Source organism: Streptomyces sp. XM83C (genome assembly GCF_023072675.1).
Lineage (GTDB): Bacteria > Actinomycetota > Actinomycetes > Streptomycetales > Streptomycetaceae > Streptomyces > Streptomyces thermocoprophilus.
The window spans coordinates 1-20,132 of sequence record NZ_JALLGL010000022.1 but is presented as its reverse complement, the minus strand read 5'-3'; the positions used below and the strand labels follow the sequence as shown (position 1 = coordinate 20,132).

Here is a 20,132-nt window from a genome sequence, read left to right as displayed (position 1 = left end):
TCATGGATTCCGCGGGCGACTCGAACGACTGGACGCGAAGACGGCGCGCCTGGGCCAGAAACGGCCTGCCCAGGATGGGTTTGGATCTGGAGTTCCGGCCCGACGAAGCGCTCCTTCACGCTGGAATGCAGCCCATCGGCACGCTGCCGCAGTGGCGCGCCCAGCAAGATGCGGTGGGTCTCGGTGTCGTTTTCACCTGTGTGCAGGACACCGGCAGCACGGTGGCAGAAGTGACGGAGCGGCTCTCCGCACTCGGGCTTCCGGTCGCGCCTCTGCCCGTTTCAGGTCACCTGGGACCGGAGGATTTGCCGTATCTCACCGGGCTCACCGGTCCGTGGCTGCTCCCGGATTCTCCTGTGTCCTGGCCGGAGGTGTTGTATGCGGCGGCCGGGACACGCACCACGGTGGCGGAGACGGCGCAGCGTCTGCGGCAGCTCGGATACTCAGTGCAGGAACCACGGATGAACCGCACGGACCTTGGTGAGACAGACAAGCGTCTGCTGTCCGAAGTCTTCGGCGGACCGGGCGGGAAAGCACTCGTTCACGGATCCGAGCCTGTGTGCGTCGCACGGATCACCGGCGCTGCGGCGTCGTTGTCATGGTCGCCGGCGGCGGTTGCCGAGCGGCTCACGGAACTCGGCATCGACATCGCCACGGACGAGCTTCAGACGACGCCCTTGGACGACAATGACCGTCTGATCATCAGTATGGATCTGGACGGCGTGGCTCCCTTCCTCACACCCGAGCAGCCCCTGTCGCCGGCGCATGTGATCGGTGCGGCGAACGTGACCGGACTGAGCGTGAGGGAGGTCACCGACCGCCTGCGTGCCCACGGAGTCCTTCCGCCGGACGTCGAGCCGCCCTGGAGCGAACTCTCCGCCACCGATCTGCTCCTGCTGAGCCAGGGATTCCGACTCGGTCGACCGGGCCGTTTCCTGCTCCCGGGCCAGCCGGTCACACGACTTCAGGTGCTCGACGTCGCCGATCGGCTCAACATCCCGGTGGCGGATGCGCGGCGGCGCCTCGCGGAGCTCGGCCATCCCGTCCCCGCAGAACACCCGGTTCTCGACAGACTGCACCCAGGGGACTGCCGGCTCATCGCCCCGTACCTGCCCGACCACGGTGCCGACTCCATCCCCGCGACCCACGTCCGGGCCGCCGCCGAGCGCCTGGGCCGCCCGGCCGCCGAGGTGGCCGAGGATCTGGCCGCGTTGGGCTGCCTGCTGGAAGAGCCCCCGGAGTCCTTCCTGATGCCCAACGCCGGGGAGCGTCTGGCGGCCCTGCTCTTCGGCGCCGAGGCGGCAGAGGGGGCCGGGGACGGCGATGTGGTGTCCCTGTCGGATCTTGCGGCGTTGGCGCTGCGACTGCGGCGGCCGTTCCGTGAGGTGGCGCTGGAGGCGTCGAGGCTCGGTTTCCGGCACGGGGCGGAGGACTGGTTCCCGGAGACGGCCGGCAGCCCTGCGACGGAGTCCGCCGCGGTCCCGGCCGAGGTCCCGCAGGACGTGCCGTCGGTGTGATCTACGCTGGCCGGGTGCCGGTCACCGTTCTTCTCGTCGACGACGAACCCCTCGTACGCGCCGGGCTGCGTGCCGTGCTCCAGGCGCAGGGGGACATCGAGGTCGTCGGCGAGGCCGCCGACGGGGCCGCGGTGATCCCGCTGGTGCGGCGGCTGCGGCCGGACGTGGTCGCGATGGACGTACGGATGCCGCTGATGGACGGCATCGAGGCCACGCGGGCGCTGCTGCGGACGGTGGACGACCCGCCGAAGATCCTCGTCGTGACGACGTTCGAGAACGACGAGTACGTGTACCGGGCGCTGCGCGCGGGCGCCGACGGTTTTCTGCTGAAGCGGGCCCGGCCTGAGGAGATCGTGCACGCGGTACGTCTGGTCGCGGAGGGCGATTCGCTGCTGTTCCCGGCGTCCGTGCGGCGGCTCGCGGTGGAGTACGGCGCCGGGGAGGGCGGCGGGAACCGGGCGGCGCGTGCGGCGCTGGAACGGGCGCGGCTGACGGAGCGGGAGGGCGAGGTGCTGCGGCTGATGGCGCGCGGCCTGTCGAACGCGGAGATCGCGGGGCGGCTGGTCGTCGGCACCGAGACGGTGAAGTCGCATGTGAGCGCGGTGCTGGCCAAGCTGGGGGCGCGGGACCGCACGCAGGCGGTGATCGCGGCGTACGAGTCGGGGTTCGTCACTCCTGGGTGAGGCGCCGGGGTGCGCCGAGTACGATCCGGCCAACACGCGCACGAGCTGGGAGGACGGACGGTGGGGCGGCTGACCGGCGGGGATCCCTCGCTGCTGCGAAGGATCAATTCCGCGGTGGTGCTGCACGCGCTGCGTGCCACGGACTGCGCGACGCTCACGGAGATCACCCGGGTGACCGGTCTGTCCCGGCCGACGGTCGAGGGCGTCGTGGAGGATCTCATCGGTGCGGGTCTGGTCGTCGAGAAGGCGGCCGAGGAGGGTGCCGCGCGGCGGCAGGGCCGTCCGGCGCGGCGGTACCGGTTCCGTGCGGAGGCCGGGCATCTGCTGGGCCTGGAGATCGGCCCGCACCGGGTCGCGGCGCTGCTGTCCGATCTGGACGGCCGGGTGCTGGGCGCTCAGGCCCGCGAGGTGGAGGAGACCGCGGACGCGGACGAGCGTCTCGACCGGCTGCGCGGCGCGGTCGCCGAGCTGTTGCGCAGGGCCGGGGTGCCGCGCAGTTCGCTGCGGGCGGTGGGTGCGGCGACGCCGGGGATCGTGGAGGCCGGCGGCACGGTGCGGCTGGGTACGGCTCTGCCGGGGTGGACGGGGCTGCCGCTGGGCGAGCGGCTGAGCCGGTCCTTCAAGTGCCCGGTGCTGGTGGAGAACGACGCCAACGCTGCGGCGGTCGCCGAGCATTGGAAGGGTGCCGGGACGGAGTCCGACGACATGGTGTTCGTGCTGGCGGGGCTGAGCCCGGGAGCGGGGGCGCTGATCGGCGGCCGGCTGCACCGGGGGTTCGGCGGTGCGGCCGGGGAGATCGGCGCGCTGCATCTGCTGGGGCGTGACGTCACGCCGGAGACGCTGCTGTCCACCACGGACGAGCCGCTGCACCCTTTGGACGAGCAGGCGGTCGCGCAGGTGTTCGCGAAGGCCAAGGAGGGCGATCAGCGGGCGCGGGCGGCGGTGGACCGGTTCATCCAACGGCTGGTGCACGATGTGGCGGCGCTGGTGCTGGCCCTCGATCCTGAGCTGGTCGTCGTCGGGGGCTGGGCGGCCGGTCTGGACGGTGTGCTGGAGCCGCTGCGGCGGGAACTGGAGCGTTACTGCCTGCGGGTGCCCAAGGTCGCGCTGTCGATCCTCGGTGAGGCGGCGGTGTCGATGGGCGCGCTGCGGCTGGCGCTGGACCATGTGGAGGAGCAACTGTTCGCCGTGGAGGGCACGGTGACGGCCCGTCGGTGACGGGCAGGCCCCGGTGGGCGGCGGGGGGCGGTGCGGGTGCCCTGGAGGCGGCGCGGGTGACCGCTGGACGGGGCGTCGCGCACGGCCGTACGCAGGAAGCGCGTGAAGGGCGGAGGGCGGCCCGGCCCCGTCCCGTTCGGCCCGGGCCGCCGGTCCGGTCCGGCCGGGGCGCCCGCCGGGCTGCCCCTTGTCCCCTGTCTGTCCGTCAGGACGCCCGCGTCTCCGGCCCGTGGTGGATCTCCACGCCGCCGCCGAAGGTGAGCCGGCACGTGTCGGCGCGATAGGTGGCGAGGGAGAGCGCGGCGGTACCGCCGTCGGCGAGGAAGCGGGTCGTGACGACGAGGACGGGTGCGCCCGGCAGCCGGTCCAGCGCCTTGGCGTCGTCGGCGCGCGCGGAGCCCAGTTCCACGGCGCGGTCCTGACCCTCCAGCTCCAGCCGCTGCAGCTCGCGCAGCACGGCACGCGCGCGTGCCGTGCCGGAGGGGGCGTCGATGCCGGAGAGTTCGGGCACCGAGGTCTGCGGAATGTGCAGGAGTTCGACGGCTACCACCTGGCCGTGCGACATACGGTGACGGCGCACGATGTGCACCTCCTCGTCGCGGCCGGTCTCCAGCGCGTCGGCGACAGCCGCGGGCGGTACCGCGAGGGCGCAGTCGACGAGCTGCCAGTCGTCGCCGTTCGTGCCGGGCCAGGTGTGCTGTCCGGTGCCGACGGCCACGCCGACCCGGGGCGGTGCGACGGTCGTACCGACACCGCGGCGGCGCTGGAGGCGGCCCTCGAGTTCGAGCTGCTCCAGGGCCTGCCGGAGCGTGGCGCGGGCGACGCCGAACCGGGCGGCGAGTTCACGCTCGTTGGGCAGGATCTCGCCCACCGAGAACTCGGAGTCCAATGCCTCACTGAGCACGGTCCTGAGGTGCCAGTATTTCGGTTCCGGCACCGTTTCCAGCTGCGTGGTCCCCACCCTGTCCTCCGCTATGGCCTGGAATCCGGCGGCGTTTTCGCGCCCTTGTTTATTAAAGGTTGTTGCACTTGTCTGCGACCATAGGGCGGCCCCCACCCTTGGTCAATACCAATCCTTGTGCCGCACGCCCGTGCATGGGAGCGCTACCACACAGCGTTCATCGGACGTTCGTACAGATCAACACTGATGACACGACAGCAAGATTTTCGACACGGCACGGCCTTTCGTGTGCCGGCCGGTGTCCGGTGAGCGCCGGACGGGCCGCCGGGGCGGCTTCGCAGGGTGGACACCGGGGGCTACCGACCGGTAGCAATCGCTGACAAGCTGTCCACCACGACCGCGAGACCCGCGTCGTACGACCCGGCACAACCCCGCAAGCGCCCGTCAGCGAGCCACGAGGAGCACCGCCATGTCCGCCGCCACCGTCTCCTTCAAGGTCCCCTCCGCGCACGGCCCGCAGGCCGTCACCGTCTCCTACGCGCGGAAGGGGCGCGGTGAGCCCCTGCTCCTGCTGCACGGCATAGGCCACCACCGGCAGGCCTGGGACCCGGTGACCGACATCCTCGCCGCCGACCGCGATGTGATCGCCGTGGATCTGCCGGGCTTCGGCGCGTCCCCGGGCCTGCCGCAGGGCCTCGCCTACGACCTGCCGACCACGACAGCGGTGTTCGAGGCGTTCTGCGCCGCGCTGGAGCTGGACCGGCCGCATGTGGCCGGCAACTCCCTCGGCGGTCTGATCGCGCTGGAGCTGGGCCGCGCCCGCCTGGCCCGGTCGGTGACCGCGCTCTCCCCCGCCGGGTTCTGGTCGGAGGCCGAACGGCGCTATGCGTTCGGGGTGCTGCTGGCGATGCGGCACATCGCGCGGCGGATGCCGCCGCCGCTGGTGGAGCGGCTGGCCCGCAGCGGTGCCGGGCGGGCCGCACTGACCAGCACCATCTACGCCCGCCCCGCCCGTCGCGCACCCGAGGCCGTGGTCGCGGAGACACGGGCGCTGGTCGAGGCGACCGGGTTCGGGCCGACGCTGCGGTCCGGTACGACCGTCCGGTTCGCAGACGCCCTGGCGGGGCTGCCCGTCACCGTGGCCTGGGGCACTCGGGACCGGCTGCTGCTGCCCCGTCAGGGGGTGCGCGCCAAGAAGCTGATGCCGAAGGCGCGTCTGGTGCGGCTGCCGGGCTGCGGGCACTGCCCGATGAACGACGACCCGGCGCTCGTCGCCCGGGTGATCCTCGACGGCAGCCGCTGACACCGCCTCAGGAGCCGGACGGACACGGGCACAAGAGGTGTCCGTCAAGCGTCGGCACGGCGCGACGGCTCCCCTGCCGATCCGACCCGGCAGGGCCCGGACCCTGCCGGGAAGCCCCGTACCGTACGCTCGTCCGCATGCCGTGCGCCGGTGTCATCCCCCGGCGCGCGGCCCTGGAACCGGCCCCGGCACGCCCCGGAACCCTGCCGATGGCGCGAAAACGGCCATTTCGATCCTTTACCCGTAGGTCACAAGACGTTCGTGATCACGCAACACCCTTCCCTCACAGTGGCTGCATGAGAACGGACATGACTCACCCGACGCGGTCGAAGAACGGCCGCCCGGTGCACCACTGGCGTCGCGACATCGTCGAACTCGCCGCCCTGTTCACCGCCGTCGCCGTGGCCGACGCCGTGGCCAACCTCATCGGGCACGGCCCGGACGGGCCCGCACTGCTGCTGATCTCGGCCGCCGCGCTGGTCGCCACGGCCGTGTTCCACACATGGTGGGCACGCCGCCACGGCCACGCACCGCCCACGAGCGATACCGGCGCCCGGCCGCTCCCCGCAGCGGGGCAGGCCGGGCCCGAGGGCCAGGACGGTACCGTTCCCGGCGTGCTGTGGCGGATGCGGACGACCGTACGCGACGAGCCCGGCTCGCTGGCGGCGCTGTGCACGGCCCTCGCCGGACACCGCGTCGACATCCTGAGCCTGCAGACCCACCCGCTGGGCGAGACCACCGTCGACGAGTTCCTGCTGCGCGCCCCGGGCGAGCTGGCGGCGGCCGACCTGACCCGTGCGGTGGCGGCGGCCGACGGCGCCGGCACCTGGATCGAACGCGCCGACACGCACGACCTGGTGGACGCGCCGACCCGGCTGCTCGGCCTGGCCACCCGCACCGCGCTGGACGCGGCGGAACTCCCGCTGGCGCTGCGCCAGCTGCTGGGCCGCTGCACCATCCGCCAGTCCCCCGCCGCACCGTCCCGCACGGCGCACACCGGTCCGGGCGTCCCCGTCGAGGGTGTGCTGGAGGACACCGTGATGCGGCTGCGGGGCCCGGAGGGCGGCGTCATCACCGTGGAGCGGCCGTATCTGCCGTTCACCCCGACCGAGTTCGCGCGGGCGCGCGCTCTGGTGGAGCTGGACGCCCGGCTGGGCCCCCGGGTCCCGCCCGGGCAGGACGTGCTGACGCTGCCCGAGGGTGCCGCCATCACCGTACGGCGTGCCGACCCGGGCGATCTGGAGGCGGCGAAGGCGATGCACGAGCGGTGCTCGGCGCGGACCCTGTCGATGCGCTACCACGGCCCCGTCTCGGACGCCGACCGCTACCTCGGTCATCTGCTCAGCCCGCGCTTCGGGCGCACCCTCGCCGTGCAGACCGCCTCGGGCCGGATCGTCGGCCTCGGCCATCTGCTGTGGGACGGTGACGAGACCGAGGTCGCGCTCCTCGTCGAGGACGACTGGCAGCGGCGGGGCATCGGCGGGGAGCTGCTGGCCCGGCTGGTGGGGATGGCGCGCGAGGCCGGCTGCGAGAGCGTGTACGCGGTGACGCAGGCGTCGAACACGGGCATGGTCGCCGCGATGCGCGGCCTGGGTCTGCCCCTCGACTACCAGGTCGAGGAGGGCACCCTGGTGATCACCGCGCGTCTGGAGGCGTCCCCGGCGGCCCGGCGGCTGCCGCACGGCGCACACCTCGCCCAGGACTGAGCGCCACCCGCGCCCGAGCCTCCCGCCCGCACCGCACGACGGCCCGGCAGAGCGTCTGCCGGGCCGTCGATGTCCCCCCTTGCAGGGGCGGCCCCCCGTGGACGGGGTGCTCCCCCGCCCGCACCGCCCCGTTCCGGAATCCTTCAGCGGGCGGAGGGCACGGCCTGCGCGGGAACGCCCGCCTCGGTCAGCGCCCGGTCCAGGTCGGCCCACAGGTCGTCGACGTCCTCCAGGCCCACCGACATCCGCAGCAGCCGGTCGCTGACGCCCGCGCCGCGGCGGTCGTCCGCGTCGACGATGCGATGGCTGATCGACGCGGGGTGCTGGATGAGCGTGTCGACGCTGCCCAGGCTGACCGCCGGCGTGATCAGACGGACCCCGGCGATCACGGCGTGCGGATCGCCGTGCGTCTCGAAGGAGACCATGGCGCCGCCGATGCGCGGATAGTGCACGCGGGCCACCCGCGGGTCGGCGGCCAGTCGGCGGGCCAGTTCCGCGGCGGTCGCCGAGGCGGCACGGACCCGCACCGGCAGCGTGGACAGGCCGCGCAGCAGCAGATAGCCGGCGAGCGGGTGCAGCACCCCGCCGGTGGCGAACCGCACCTGCCGCAGCAGCCCGGCGAACTCCTCGTCGCAGGCCACGACGCCCGCCATCACGTCGCCGTGCCCGCCCAGGTACTTGGTGGCGCTGTGCAGCACGATCCGCGCCCCCTGCTCCACCGGCCGTTGCAGCACCGGCGTGGCGAAGGTGTTGTCGACCAGCAGCGGGACGCTGCCGCAGGCGTGCGCGACGGCCCGCAGGTCCACCTCGGCCAGCGTCGGATTGGCCGGCGACTCCACCATGACGAGGCCGGTGTCCGCTCGCAGCGCGTCCGCGATGCCCGCCGGGTCGGTCCAGGTGACCTCCGAGCCGAGCAGCCCGGCGGTGAGCAGATGATCGCTGCACCCGTACAGGGGGCGTACGGCGACCACGTGCCGCAGCCCCGTCGAGGCGCGGGCCAGCAGCACCGCGCTGAGGGCGGCCATGCCGCTGGCGAAGGCGACCGAGGCCTCGGTGCCCTCCAGCCGGGCCAGAGCCGTCTCGAACCGGGCGACGGTCGGGTTCCCGAGCCGGCCGTACACGGGCGGCCCGTCGAGTTCGGCGCCGGTCGCGGCGAACGCGTCGATACGGGCGGCCTCGGCGCGGCTGTCGTAGGACGGGTAGGTGGTGGACAGGTCGATGGGCGGCGCGTGCAGGCCCTGGCGCGCGAGATCGTCGCGGCCGGCGTGCACGGCCTCCGTGGCCAGCGCTCGGGTGGCGGTGCGGTGGGTGTCCACAGGCGTCTCCACTTGCGTCGTTGCGGGGTGTCGACGGGACGCTGCCCGTGAGCGGAAGAGTGAACATGCACCGGGGTCCATGGCCGGAATCCCGTGCTACGTTCGCCGTATGGCCGAAACAGTCGTACTGGATCCGGTCGACCTGCATCTGCTCAGGCTGTTGCAGAACGACGCCCGGACCACGTACCGGGACCTCGCCGCGCAGGTCGGGGTGGCACCGTCGACCTGCCTGGACCGGGTGACGCGGCTGCGCCGCAGCGGAGTCATCCTCGGGCACAAGCTGCGTCTCGATCCGGCCAAGCTGGGGCGGGGGTTGCAGGCGCTGCTGTCGGTGCAGGTGCGCCCGCACCGGCGGGAGCTGGTCGGGCCGTTCGTGGAGCGGATCCGCGCGCTGCCGGAGGCGCTGACCGTCTTCCACCTCACCGGCCCCGACGACTACCTGGTGCATGTCGCCGTGGCCGACATGGCGGACCTGCAGCGGCTGGTGCTCGACGAGTTCACGGCACGGCGTGAAGTGGCCCGTGTCGAGACGCGGCTGATATTCCAGCAGTGGGACTGCGGCCCGCTGCTCCCGCCGGAGACACGCACCGGGTGACGAACCGCCGGGCGGGAGCGGTGGGTTCCGGACGCGCCGCCCGGCGGGAACGCGCCGATGCGGGTGACGGGCGGGCCTCCCCCGGTGGAGGATGGCCGCATGTCACAGACCAAGAGCCCGCTGCCCCGCGAGGTCGCCGACGCCTACGTCGAGGACCTCATCGCCCTGGACCCGATCACCGGCACCTATCTGGGCGTCCCGGACAGTTCGAGCCGGCTGCCCGACACCTCACCGGCGGGGCAGGAGGCGCTCGCCGAGCTGGCGCGGACGACGCTGGCGAAGCTGGCGGAGGCGGAGCGCCGGCCCGGCGGCGACAGTGACGCCGAGCGGCGGTGCGCGCGGCTGCTGCGGGAGCGGCTGACCGCCGAACTCGCCGTGCACGAGGCGGGGGAATCACTGCGCGCGGTCGGCAATCTGCACACCGTCGCCCACCAGATCCGCGACATCTTCACCGTCACCCCGCAGGAGACCGAGGAGGACTGGGCGGCCCTCGCCGAGCGGCTGCGGGCCGTGCCGGCCGCGTTCGCGGGCTACCGGGAGTCCCTCGCGCTCGGCCTGGAACGCGAGCTGTACGGCGCTCCCCGACCGACCGCCACCTTCATCGGGCAGCTCGACGAGTGGGCGGACACCGGCGAAGGGCGCGGCTGGTTCGAGGACTTCGCCGCGGCGGGGCCCGAGGCGCTGCGCGCGGAGCTGGACGGGGCGGCCCGCGCGGCGACCGCGTCCGTCGTGGAGCTGCGGGACTGGATGCGCGACGTGTACGCCCCCGCGGTGCAGGGCGCGCCGGACACCGTGGGCCGGGAGCGGTACCGGCGTCTCGCCCGCTACTTCACCGGCGCCGACCTGGACCTCGACGAGGCGTACGCCTACGGCTGGGCGGAGTATCACCGGCTGCGCGGCGAGATGCAGAAGGAGGCCGAGAAGATCCTGCCCGGCGCCGACTCGCCGTGGGCGGTGCTCGAGCACCTCGACGAGCACGGGCGGCACATCGAGGGCGTGGAGGAGGCCCGCGTCTGGCTTCAGGGGCTGATGGACGAGGCGATCCAGAAGCTGGACGGCACGCATTTCGACCTGGCGGAGCCGGTCAAGCGAGTCGAGGCGTGCATCGCGCCGCCCGGCGGTGCCGCCGCGCCGTACTACACGGCCCCGTCGGAGGACTTCTCCCGGCCGGGCCGGACCTGGCTGCCGGTGATGGGCCGCACCCGGTTCCCGGAGTACGACCTGGTGTCCACCTGGTACCACGAGGGTGTTCCCGGCCACCATCTGCAGCTCGCGCAGTGGACGTACGTCGCCTCGACGCTCTCCCGCTACCAGGCCACCGTCGGCGGGGTCAGCGCCAACGTGGAGGGCTGGGCGCTGTACGCGGAGCGGCTCATGGACGAGCTGGGCTTCCTCACCGACGCCGAGCAGCGGCTCGGCTATCTCGACGCGCAGATGATGCGCGCGGTGCGGGTCATCGTCGACATCGGCATGCATCTGGAGCTGGAGATCCCCGCCGACTCGCCGTACCACCCGGGCGAGCGGTGGACGGTGGATCTGGCGCAGGAGTTCTTCGACCGGCACAGCAGCCTGCCGTCGGACCATGTGGAGAGCGAGCTGATCCGCTATCTGACGATGCCGGGGCAGGCCATCGGCTACAAGCTGGGCGAACGGGCGTGGCTGCGGGGACGGGAGCAGGCCCGCGCCCGGCACGGGGACGCGTTCGACCTGAAGGCGTGGCACATGGCCGCGCTGTCGCAGGGGTCGCTGGGCCTGGACGACCTGGTGGCGGAGCTGTCGGAGCTGTGACGCCGACGGGGCGGTGCGGCCTCACGGGCCGAGGCGCGCCCCGCCTCTTCGCCTCGGGGCTCCCCGCCTCATCGGCTTGGGGCGCCCCGCCTCTTCGGCTCGGGGCTCCCCGCCTCTTCGGCTCGGGGCACCCTGCCTTTCGCCTCGGGGCGCCCCGCCTCATCGGCCGGCGCGCGCCCGGTCTCAGCAGCCGCAGTCGTCCGAGCCGGCCGGGGCGGTGAGCGGGTCGGGGGCGCGCTGTTCGCGGCCCTGCCAGGTCTCGTACGCGAAGCCCTCGCGCACCCAGTACTCGAAGCCGCCCAGCATCTCCTTGACGCGGTAGCCGAGTTCGGCGAGGGCGAGCGCGGCGCGGGTGGCGCCGTTGCAGCCGGGTCCCCAGCAGTACGTCACCACCGGCACGTCCTTGTCGAGGAGCCGCTCGGCCTGCTCGGGGACGAGCGCGGTCGGCAGGTGGACCGCGCCGGGGATGTGCCCCTGGTCCCAGGCCTCGGTGGAGCGGGAGTCGAGGACGACGAAGCCGGGGTCGCCGCCGGCGGCGAGCGCGGCGGCCACGTCGGAGACGTCGGCGTGGAAGGCCAGCGAGGCACGGAAGTGGGCGGCGGCCTCGGACGGGGCGGCGGGCGCGACGCGCAGCACGGGGTTGACGGCGGTGGGGATGGTGGTCATCGTCCGGTGCCTTTCGTGGGCGGTGATCCGATGACCGGAAATCTACGGTCCTTGATCATCCCCCGGAAGGAGAGTTCCACGGCCTGACCCCTTGATCCGCCGGGGATTCCCCTGCTATCCCTCGGGGATGACCGAGTTTTCCCCGGACGCCACCGACTGGCGCATCCTGGACGTCCTCCAGCGGGACGGCCGGGCGAGCTACGCCGAGCTGGCGAGGGCCGTGTCCATGTCGCCGAGCGCGGTGACCGAGCGGGTACGGCGGCTGGAGGAGGCCGGCGTCATCCAGGGGTACGCCGCCGTGGTGGACCCGGAGCGGCTGGGCCTGCCGCTCCTGGCGTTCGTGCGGCTGCGCTATCCGACCGGCAACTACAAGCCGTTCCACGATCTGGTCGCGGCGACGCCGGAGATCCTGGAGGCGCACCATGTGACGGGCGACGACTGCTTCGTCATCAAGGTCGCCGCCCGCTCCATGCGGCATCTGGAGGAGGTGTCGGGGAAGATCGGCGCGCTGGGCTCGGTGACCACGAGCATCGTGTACTCCTCGCCGCTGCCGCGCCGTCCGCTCGCTCAGTGACCTCGCTGCCGCAGCACGGACCCCGATCTGCCCTTGACGACCTCCAGCTGGGCGTGGATGCGGCGTCTGAGGTCGGGGACGTGGCTGACGATGCCGACGCTGCGGTCGCGTTCCCGCAGGGAGTCGAGGACGTCGAGGACCTCGTCGAGGGTCTGGTCGTCGAGGCTGCCGAAACCCTCGTCGATGAAGAGGGTGTCGAGCCGCACCCCTCCGGCCTCGTCGGTGACGACGTCGGCCAGGCCCAGGGCGAGGGCGAGCGAGGCGAAGAAGGTCTCGCCGCCGGACAGGGTGGCCGTGTCCCGTTCCCGCCCGGTCCAGGCGTCCACGACGTGCAGGCCGAGGCCGCTGCGTCCGCGGCCGGTGCGGTCGTCGGAGTGGACGAGGGTGTACCGGCCCGAGGACATGCGCTCGAGGCGTGCGGTCGCGGCGGCGGCCACCTGTTCCAGGCGGGCGGCCAGCACGTACGACTCCAGGCGCATGCGGCGCGTGTTCTCTGCCGACGTACCGGCGGTGAGGGCGGCGAGGCGTGCCACGCGGTCGTACTCCTCGCGGAGGGGGGCGAGGCGGCGTGCAAAGGCGGTGGCCCGCCGGGACAGCCGGTCCAGTTCCTCGCAGCGGCGGGCGGCGGCGTCCCGCGCGGAGGCGGCGTCGCGCAGCCGGCGGGCGGCGGTGGCGGCGGTCTGCTCCGCGTCGGCCAGGGCGACCGGGGGGCGCTGCGCGGCGGTCGCGGTGTCGGCCTCGGCGAGGATCGCGCGGACGGCGGCCTCCTCTGACTGCCGGGCGTCGAGGCGGCTCTGCAGCTCGCGGTGGCCGGCGGCGTCGAGGAGGGCGGCGGCAGCGTCCCGCGGGGTGGCGAACCCGGCGCGGAACGCGGCGTCGGCGAGCCGCGCGTCGGCGTCCTTCAGGCGGCGGGCGGTGTCCTCGGCGAGACGGGCGGCGTCGGCGGCCTCGGTGAACAGGTCGGCCTGCCGCTGGAGCCGGTCGGCGCGGTCGGCGACGCTGTCGGCGGTGCCGCGGGCCTCGGCCAGCTCGGACTCCAGCAGGGCGCGCTCGCGGTCGAGGGTGTCGCGGCGGGCGGCCCGGGACGCGGCGCGCAGCTGCGCCTCCTGCCGGGCGGTGGTGCGCCGCCGGTGCTCCTCCTCGGCGCGCCGGAGTTCCTCGTGGGCGGCGTGCAGGGCGGAGGCGGCGCGGCGGGCCTCGGCCCACTGCTGTTCGAGGGTGTCTGCCTCGCGGGCGAGGTCGGCGGTGGGGGTGTCGCCGGCCTCGGCGGTCGCGGCGGCCAGTTTCTCGCGTACGGCGCTCAGTTGCCGTTCGCGCCGGGCGTGTTCCTCCTCGGCGCGCCGGCAGGCGGCGAGGGCCTGTTCCTCGGCGGTGCGGTCGACGTGCCCGGCGTCCTTGCGGGCGGGGGCGGGGTGGTCGGTGGCGCCGCAGACGGCGCAGGGTTCGCCGTCGGTGAGGCCGGCGGCGAGTTCGGCGGCGATGCCGCTCAGGCGGCGTTCGCGGACGTCGAGCCAGTCCTCCCTGGCGGCGAGTTCGCGGGCGTGGGCGGCCCGTTCGTCGGCGGCGGCCTGCTCTGCCTCGGCGGTGAGGCGGTCGCGGAGCGCGGCGGCGGCGAGCCGCTGCCGTGCGGCCTCGTGGCGTTCGGCGAGCTGTTCGGCGCGGGCCGCCGCGTCCTGGGCGGTGTCGATACGGGTCTGGAGGGCGGCGCGGGTGTCGTCCCAGCCGGTGAGCCAGCCGTCGGCGTCGGCGAGGATCTCGTCGTCGGCGCGTTCCTGCCGGTCCAGGTCGGCGCGTTCGGCGAGGAGGGCGGTCAGGCGCTGTTCGGCGCGGCGGGCGGCGTCCAGGCCGCCCAGTTCCTCGGCGGCGCGGCGGGCGGCGGCGGCGAGTCCGGCTGCGCCGGCGTCGGAGAGGTGCCGGGGCAGCCGGGCGCGGACGGCGGCCTCCGCGGCGGCGGCGCGCCGGTGCTCGGTCTCGGCGGCCTCCCGCAGTTCCAGGGCGGGGGCGACGGTCTCCGCCTTACGGGCGCGCTCCATGCGGGCCTGTGCCGCGCGGTGGGCGTCGGCGTCCTCCTCCAGCCGCCGGGCCCGCTCCTGCGCCTCGGTGAACCGGCGTTGCAGCCGGGCCAGTTCGCGGGCGTCTGCGAGGGCGCGGTCGGCGGCGGCGTGGGCGGACTCGGCGGCGTCGAGCCGGCAGCGGGCGATGTCGAGCTGTTCGCGGGCGGTGGTGCGGGCGACGGCGGCGGCGGTGAGGACGGTGTCGGCGAGGCCGGGCTCGCCGGGCGTCAGCTCGGGCAGCTCCATGGCGGTGCCGGCGGCCTGCTGCATGCGGTGGGCGTCGGCGAGGAGCGCGGCGTCGCCTTCGCGGACGCGGGCCTCGGCGGCGCGGCGGCGGTCGGCGAGCCGTTTCTCGACGTCGGCGAAGCGCTGGGTGTCGAAGAGCCGGCCGAGGAGCCGGCCGCGGGCCTCGGCGTCGGCGCGCAGGAAGCGCGCGAAGTCGCCCTGGGGCAGCAGGACGACCTGGCAGAACTGTTCCCGGCTCATGCCGATGAGCTGGGTGATCTCCTCGCCGATCTCCTGGTGGGAGCGGCTGAGGTCCTTCCAGGTGCCTGCGGTGGCGTCGTACTCGCGCAGCCAGGTCTGGGCCTTGTCGGTGGTCATGCCCGTGCCGCGCAGCTTGGGCCGCTCCCACGGCGGTTGGCGGGTGATCTCCAGGCGGCGTCCGGCGACGGTGAGGTCGAGGGTGACCTCGGTGCGGGTGTCGGGCGCGGCGTGGTCGCTGCGCAGGGACGTGCCCTGGCCGCTCTGGCGGGCGCCGGGCACGGAGCCGTACAGCGCGTAGCACACGGCGTCGAGGACGGAGGTCTTTCCGGCGCCGGTGGGGCCGTGCAGCAGGAACAGTCCGGCGGCGGACAGCGCGTCGAAGTCGACGCTCTGGGTGCCGCCGAAGGGTCCGAAGGCGGTGATGTCGAGCCGGTGCAGTCTCATACGGCGGCCCTCTCGTGCCGGGCGGCGGGTGTCACCGGGCCACCTCCCGCACGGCGTCGTCGGCGCGGACCGCGTCGAACGCGTCGCGCAGGACGGTCTGTTCGTGCCGGTCGGGTCCGGCGCCGCGCACGTGGGTGACGAAGTCCTCGGCGATCTGCTGGTCGCTGCGGCCGGCCAGGCGCCGCGCGTAGGTGACGGAGGGGTCGTCGGGGGTGCGGTCGGGGTCGAAGAGGAGGCTGAGGGTGTGCGGGAAGCGTTCGCTGAGGCGGGCCATGGGGTCGGCGGGGCGGACGGGGTCGGTGAGGGTGGCCTCCACCCAGGCGTCCTCATGGACGGTGAGGGCGGGGTCGGCGAGGAGGTCGTCGAGGGTGCCGCGCAGGCGGGCGAGGGGGCGGGGCACGGGGCAGTCGACGCGTTCGGCGGTGACGGAGCCGTCGGCGCCGAGGTCGACGAGCCACATGGACTTGCGGTGGTCGGCCTCGGAGAAGGAGTACGGCAGGGGGGAGCCGGAGTAGCGGACGCGGTCGGTGATGGTCTGGCAGCCGTGCAGATGGCCGAGGGCGGCGTAGTCGACGCCGTCGAAGACGGCGGCGGGGACGGCGGCCACGCCGCCGACGGTGATGTCGCGTTCGCTGTCGCTGCCCCGGCCGCCGGTGACGAAGGCGTGCGCGAGGACGACGGAGCGGGTGCCGGGGGCGCGTGCGGCGAGGTCGGCGCGGACGCGGTCCATGGCGGCGGCGAGGACGGCCTCGTGGCCGGGCCTGTCCACCGCGAACTCGTCCTTCACCAGGGCCGGTTCGAGATAGGGCAGACCGTAGAAGGCGACGTCGCCGTGGGCGTCCCGCAGCACGACCGGGGTGCCGCAGGCGGCGGGGTCGGTCCGCAGATGGATGCCGGCCTGTTCGATGAGGCCGGCGCCGACGCCGAGGCGGCGGGCGGAGTCGTGGTTGCCGGAGATCATGATCGTCGGCACGCCGAGGGCGGCGAGCCGGTGCAGGGCGGTGTCGAACAGTTCGATCGCGGAGAGCGGGGGCACCGCGCGGTCGTACACGTCCCCGGCGACGACCACCGCTTCCACCTCGCGCTCGCGCACGGTCGCCACGAGGTGGTCGACGAACGCGGCCTGGGCGTCGAGCATCGGCACCCGGTGGAAGGCCCGGCCCAGATGCCAGTCGGAGGTGTGCAGCAGTCGCATGATCCCCGAGACTAACGGCCGGGTCTGACATCACGGGCGGTCACTCACGTATCGCCCCGTCACACCACCCCGCGTCCGCCACCCTTATATCCCTTTTGTCGGAACTGCCGTTCTGTTCAGGCGTCTCCGTACGCCTCGCCGCCCAGCTCGAACGTGGCCGTGCCCGCGGTGGCGTCGGCGAGCCAGGCGCGGAAGGCGTCCACGTCGGCGTCGGGCAGCGCGATCTCCAGGGTGACGGCCTCGCCGTACCGCACGTCCCGCACCTCCCGGCCGGTGGACCGCAGGTCGTTCTGCACCTTGCCGGCGCGCTGGTGGTCGACGGTGACGGTGGCGAGCCGGAACCGGCGACGGGTGATCGTGCCGAGCGCGTCCAGCGCCTCCCCCACGGCACCGCCGTACGCCCTGATCAGGCCGCCCGCGCCGAGCTTGACGCCGCCGAAGTAGCGGGTGACGACGGCGACGACGTACCGCATGTCGCGGCGCAGCAGCATCTGGAGCATGGGCACGCCCGCGGTGCCGCCGGGTTCGCCGTCGTCGCTGGCCTTCTGCACGGCGGCGTCGGCGCCGATGACGTACGCCCAGCAGTTGTGCGTGGCGTCGGCGTGCTCCTTGCGTACCGCCGCGATGAACTCCTGCGCCTCCTGCTCGGTGGCCGCCGGTGCGAGGGCGCACAGGAAGCGGGAGCGGTTGACCTCTATCTCGTGCACGCCGGCGCGGGCGATCGTGCGGTACTCGTCCTGCATCCCGCCAGCCTAATCGGGCCGGACGGTGCGCGATCATCCCCGGTGCCGCCGCTTACCGCCGCGCGGCACCTCCACCGCCGCCAGCAGGGCGGCACCCGGGGCCAGCGCGGACCAGTCGTGCCCGTACCAGGCGAGGACGGCGATCGCCGACGTGGGGAACTTGGCGCGGACCCGGGCGAGGGTGTCGTCCAGGGCGTCGCCGGCCAGGGCGAGGACGAGATCGGCGAGGCCGGGGTTGTGGCCGACGAGCAGCAGGGTGCCCGTCTCGGGCGGCGTCTCCCGAACCACGTCGACCAGCGTGCCGGCGTCGGCGCCGTACAACCGGGGGTCGTGGCGCACGGGCGGTGGGGTGCCCCACTCGGCGGAGGCCAGCTCCCAGGTGCGGCGGGCGCGGACGGCGGTGGAGCACATGGCGAGATCGGGCAGCCGGTCCGCGGCGGCGAGCGCCCGCCCCGCGGCGGGCGCGTCACGCAGGCCGCGCGCCGCGAGGGGCCGCTCGTGGTCCGGGACGCCTTCCGGCCAGGCGGACTTGGCGTGCCGCAGCACGATCAGACGCCGCCGCGGTCCCGCTCCCGCGCGGGCGTTCACGCCGGCGTCCCCACGTCGCGGGCCAGCTCCAGGCCGAGCAGACGGTCGGCGTGGACGAACGTCTCGAAGCGGGCGCCCTCCGGCGGATCGCCCGGCTCGGCCTCCTCCACCGCGCGCAGGACGGCCAGGACTGCGGGGAGGTCCAGATCGTCCTCCCAGGCGGCGCGGAGCCGGGCGCGTACGTCGTCGGGGATCGGCCGGGACGGGCTCCTGGCCCAGCCGGCGACGGCCCGCCGCCAGCGCGCCAGGGTCTCACCGGCCGCGGTGAGGGCCGCCTCGTCCAGGCGGGCGGGCGCGGTGCGGGGCACCGAGAGAAGGGCGAGGCGTACGACGGCGGGGTCGGCGCCGGGGGGCAGCGCAGCGCCGGTGGCCGAGGCGCCGTAACCGGGGTCGCCGTCCCCGGCGTCCGCCGCGGTCGGCACGGGTCCCGGACCGTCGCCCTCCCCGCCCGGCACGGACCGAACGGGCCCCACCGCGTCACTTTCCCCGCCCGGCCCGGTGCCCTCGGCGTCCGAGGGCGGTGCGACCGGGCCGACTCTCAGCAGGACGCCGGGGGGTGCCGCGTCCGGGTCCTGGGCGACGTGCACGATCTGCGCCTCCCCCAGGCCGGCCGTCGCGGCGTGGCCGTCCTCCAGCGGGCGCATGCCGAGCGCGGCGGCTGCCGCGCGCAGCTCCTCCCGACCCTGCCCGGCGTCGAGGAGGGCCCAGACGGGGGTGCCGCCGAGTTCCAGGGCACGCACGAGCAGGTCGGCGACGAGGAGGACGCGCAGGGCGCCGGGATCGCGGCCCGGCGTGTGCGCCTCGATGCGGGTCAGGCCCCGGCGGGCGGGGGCGGCCTCGACGGGTCGGCCGGTTCGGTCGTCGGTGATGCGCAGCACGAAGTGAGCGTAGGCGCGTGGGCGGCGAGGCGCAGCGCGGTCGTACGGATCCGGACAACGTCGGGCGGGTCGTGCCGCTCGCGGAATCCGGCGGGGCCGCACGCGGTTGTGGGGTCAGGGCGGCAGTGCCCCGGCACGATCCGACATCCATACGCATGACCGACATCGAGGAGACCCGTCTTGTACGGCGACGACGCGACGATCCGCACGATCCTGACCGAGCTGGGCGACACCTGGGCGGTGGTGGGCCTGTCCTCGAACCGGAACCGGGCCGCCTACCGTGTGGCCGAGCGGCTTCAGCGCTTCGGCAAGCGCATCGTGCCGGTGCATCCGAAGGCCGAGACGGTGCACGGAGAGAAGGGGTACGCCTCCCTCGCCGACATCCCCTTCGAGGTGGACGTCGTGGACGTGTTCGTCAACAGCGCTCTGGCCGGCCAGGTCGCGGACGAGGCGGTGGCGAAGGGCGCGAAGGCGGTGTGGTTCCAGCTGGACGTGATCGACGAGGGCGCGTACGAGCGCGCCCGGGCGGCCGGTCTGCACATGGTCATGGACCGCTGCCCCGCGATAGAGATCCCGCGGCTCGGCCTGTGAGGCGGCCCCCGGCGGCGGCCTCGAGGAGCCGCCTGCGCGGGGTTCGCGGTACGGCCGCCGTAGGCCGTGGGCGGCCACGGTCCGTCGGTCAGCCGTCTCGGCGCGGCGTCACCAGGATCCCGCCGGTGCGCGGGTGCGGCAGCACCTCGACCGGCTGGTCGTAGACCTCCGTCAGCAGCCGGTCGGTGAACACCTCGGCCGGAGGGCCCTCGGCGGCCAGCCGGCCGTCGCGCAGGACGGCGACCCGGTGGGCGTGGGCAGCCGCCAGGCCGAGGTCGTGCAGCACGACGACGACCGCGTCCCCGGCACGTGCCCTTTCCCGGCACACGCGCAGCACCAGTTCCTGATGTCTGAGGTCGAGAGCCGCGGTCGGCTCGTCGAGCAGCATCACGGGGGCCTGCTGGGCGAGCACGCGGGCGAGGGCGACACGGGCGCGCTCACCGCCGCTGAGGGCGGAGTACGGCCGGGCGGCGAAGCCGCTCACCTCGGTCGTGGCCATCGCGCGGGCCACGACCGCGTCGTCGTCCGCGCGGCCCAGCGCCGCCCAGGGGGCGCGGCCCATCCGGACGACCTCCTCGACCGGGAAGGGGAACGCCAGCGGCGCCGACTGGGGCAGCACCGCCCGGCGCAGGGCGAGTTCGGGCGCCGACCAGGCCCCGGCGGGGCGGCCGTGGACGCGTACGGCCCCGCCGGTGACGGGGACGTCGGCGGCGAGTGCGCCGAGCAGCGTGGACTTGCCCGCGCCGTTGGGTCCGACGAGGGCGAGCACCTCGCCCGCGCGGGCGGCGACGGACACCCCGTGCAGCACCTCGCGGGTGCCGAGCCGGACGTGCACGTCCTCGGCCTCGGCGAGGACGTCACCGGCGGCGGCGGGGGCGGGCGGATC

The 20,132-nt window shown here is 74.5% G+C and carries 18 protein-coding genes; 9 read left to right on the top strand and 9 right to left on the bottom strand.

The window, feature by feature from the left end:
* Window positions 1-2: 2 nt before the first annotated feature.
* From MTQ10_RS04755 to MTQ10_RS04745, 3 genes are read left to right on the top strand one after another with little or no spacing between them, the layout of a single operon-like run.
* Complete coding sequence (locus MTQ10_RS04755) at window positions 3-1,517, top strand: wHTH domain-containing protein (RefSeq protein ID WP_247462547.1); 1,515 nt, start codon at window positions 3-5, stop codon at window positions 1,515-1,517.
* Between the two features lie 14 nt (window positions 1,518-1,531).
* Window positions 1,532-2,200 (top strand): response regulator, encoded by a 669-nt coding sequence (locus MTQ10_RS04750; RefSeq protein ID WP_247462545.1) that lies wholly within the window; start codon window positions 1,532-1,534, stop codon window positions 2,198-2,200.
* Window positions 2,201-2,260: 60 nt separating this feature from the next.
* Window positions 2,261-3,418 (top strand): ROK family transcriptional regulator, encoded by a 1,158-nt coding sequence (locus MTQ10_RS04745; RefSeq protein WP_247462542.1) that lies wholly within the window; start codon window positions 2,261-2,263, stop codon window positions 3,416-3,418.
* Window positions 3,419-3,623: 205 nt separating this feature from the next.
* Here MTQ10_RS04745 and MTQ10_RS04740 read toward each other — a convergent pair whose 3' ends face one another.
* Window positions 3,624-4,379 (bottom strand): GntR family transcriptional regulator, encoded by a 756-nt coding sequence (locus MTQ10_RS04740; protein ID WP_247462540.1) that lies wholly within the window; start codon window positions 4,377-4,379, stop codon window positions 3,624-3,626.
* 409 nt (window positions 4,380-4,788) lie between these two features.
* On the opposite strand from MTQ10_RS04740, the gene MTQ10_RS04735 reads away from it, so the two are divergent.
* Window positions 4,789-5,622: an alpha/beta fold hydrolase gene (locus MTQ10_RS04735; protein ID WP_247462537.1), complete on the top strand. Its 834-nt coding sequence runs from the start codon at window positions 4,789-4,791 to the stop codon at window positions 5,620-5,622.
* A 308-nt stretch (window positions 5,623-5,930) separates the two neighbouring features.
* Window positions 5,931-7,328, top strand: coding sequence for a GNAT family N-acetyltransferase (locus MTQ10_RS04730; protein ID WP_247462535.1), 1,398 nt, complete (start codon window positions 5,931-5,933; stop codon window positions 7,326-7,328).
* 143 nt (window positions 7,329-7,471) lie between these two features.
* Here the strand turns inward: MTQ10_RS04730 and MTQ10_RS04725 are convergent, their stop codons facing one another.
* On the bottom strand, window positions 7,472-8,644 hold the full coding sequence (locus MTQ10_RS04725) for a trans-sulfuration enzyme family protein (protein ID WP_247462533.1): 1,173 nt from the start codon (window positions 8,642-8,644) through the stop codon (window positions 7,472-7,474).
* 109 nt (window positions 8,645-8,753) lie between these two features.
* Between MTQ10_RS04725 and MTQ10_RS04720 the strand changes: the two genes are divergently transcribed.
* Together MTQ10_RS04720 and MTQ10_RS04715 are read left to right on the top strand one after the other, a co-directional pair.
* The gene (locus MTQ10_RS04720) at window positions 8,754-9,239 is read left to right on the top strand and encodes an Lrp/AsnC family transcriptional regulator (RefSeq protein WP_247462531.1); all 486 of its coding nucleotides are present in this window, start codon (window positions 8,754-8,756) and stop codon (window positions 9,237-9,239) included.
* A 99-nt stretch (window positions 9,240-9,338) separates the two neighbouring features.
* Window positions 9,339-11,027, top strand: coding sequence for a DUF885 domain-containing protein (locus MTQ10_RS04715; RefSeq protein WP_247462529.1), 1,689 nt, complete (start codon window positions 9,339-9,341; stop codon window positions 11,025-11,027).
* A gap of 183 nt (window positions 11,028-11,210) precedes the next feature.
* On the opposite strand, the gene MTQ10_RS04710 is transcribed toward MTQ10_RS04715, so the two are convergent.
* On the bottom strand, window positions 11,211-11,693 hold the full coding sequence (locus MTQ10_RS04710; RefSeq protein WP_247462526.1) for a rhodanese-like domain-containing protein: 483 nt from the start codon (window positions 11,691-11,693) through the stop codon (window positions 11,211-11,213).
* Between the two features lie 127 nt (window positions 11,694-11,820).
* Between MTQ10_RS04710 and MTQ10_RS04705 the strand changes: the two genes are divergently transcribed.
* The gene (locus MTQ10_RS04705) at window positions 11,821-12,267 is read left to right on the top strand and encodes an Lrp/AsnC family transcriptional regulator (RefSeq protein ID WP_247462524.1); all 447 of its coding nucleotides are present in this window, start codon (window positions 11,821-11,823) and stop codon (window positions 12,265-12,267) included.
* Here the strand turns inward: MTQ10_RS04705 and MTQ10_RS04700 are convergent.
* The 5 genes from MTQ10_RS04700 to MTQ10_RS04680 all read right to left on the bottom strand — a co-directional run bounded on the left by MTQ10_RS04700 (window position 12,261) and on the right by MTQ10_RS04680 (window position 18,655).
* Window positions 12,261-15,251: an AAA family ATPase gene (locus MTQ10_RS04700; protein WP_247462522.1), complete on the bottom strand. Its 2,991-nt coding sequence runs from the start codon at window positions 15,249-15,251 to the stop codon at window positions 12,261-12,263. The genes MTQ10_RS04705 and MTQ10_RS04700 overlap by 7 nt on opposite strands.
* A 31-nt stretch (window positions 15,252-15,282) precedes the next feature.
* Entirely contained in the window at window positions 15,283-16,446 is a 1,164-nt protein-coding gene (locus MTQ10_RS04695; protein ID WP_247462520.1) for an exonuclease SbcCD subunit D, read from the bottom strand.
* A 116-nt stretch (window positions 16,447-16,562) separates the two neighbouring features.
* Window positions 16,563-17,189 (bottom strand): YigZ family protein, encoded by a 627-nt coding sequence (locus MTQ10_RS04690; protein ID WP_247462518.1) that lies wholly within the window; start codon window positions 17,187-17,189, stop codon window positions 16,563-16,565.
* A gap of 33 nt (window positions 17,190-17,222) precedes the next feature.
* Window positions 17,223-17,777, bottom strand: a complete 555-nt coding sequence (locus MTQ10_RS04685) for a SixA phosphatase family protein (RefSeq protein WP_247462517.1) — start codon at window positions 17,775-17,777, stop codon at window positions 17,223-17,225.
* Entirely contained in the window at window positions 17,774-18,655 is an 882-nt protein-coding gene (locus tag MTQ10_RS04680; RefSeq protein ID WP_247462515.1) for a hypothetical protein, read from the bottom strand. Before MTQ10_RS04680 ends, MTQ10_RS04685 begins: the two co-directional genes overlap by 4 nt.
* 180 nt (window positions 18,656-18,835) lie before the next feature.
* Between MTQ10_RS04680 and MTQ10_RS04675 the strand changes: the two genes are divergently transcribed.
* Window positions 18,836-19,246: a CoA-binding protein gene (locus MTQ10_RS04675; RefSeq protein ID WP_247462513.1), complete on the top strand. Its 411-nt coding sequence runs from the start codon at window positions 18,836-18,838 to the stop codon at window positions 19,244-19,246.
* Window positions 19,247-19,334: 88 nt separating this feature from the next.
* Here the strand turns inward: MTQ10_RS04675 and MTQ10_RS04670 are convergent.
* On the bottom strand, window positions 19,335-20,132 hold a 798-nt coding region (locus MTQ10_RS04670; RefSeq protein WP_247462511.1), incomplete at its 5' end, for a heme ABC transporter ATP-binding protein.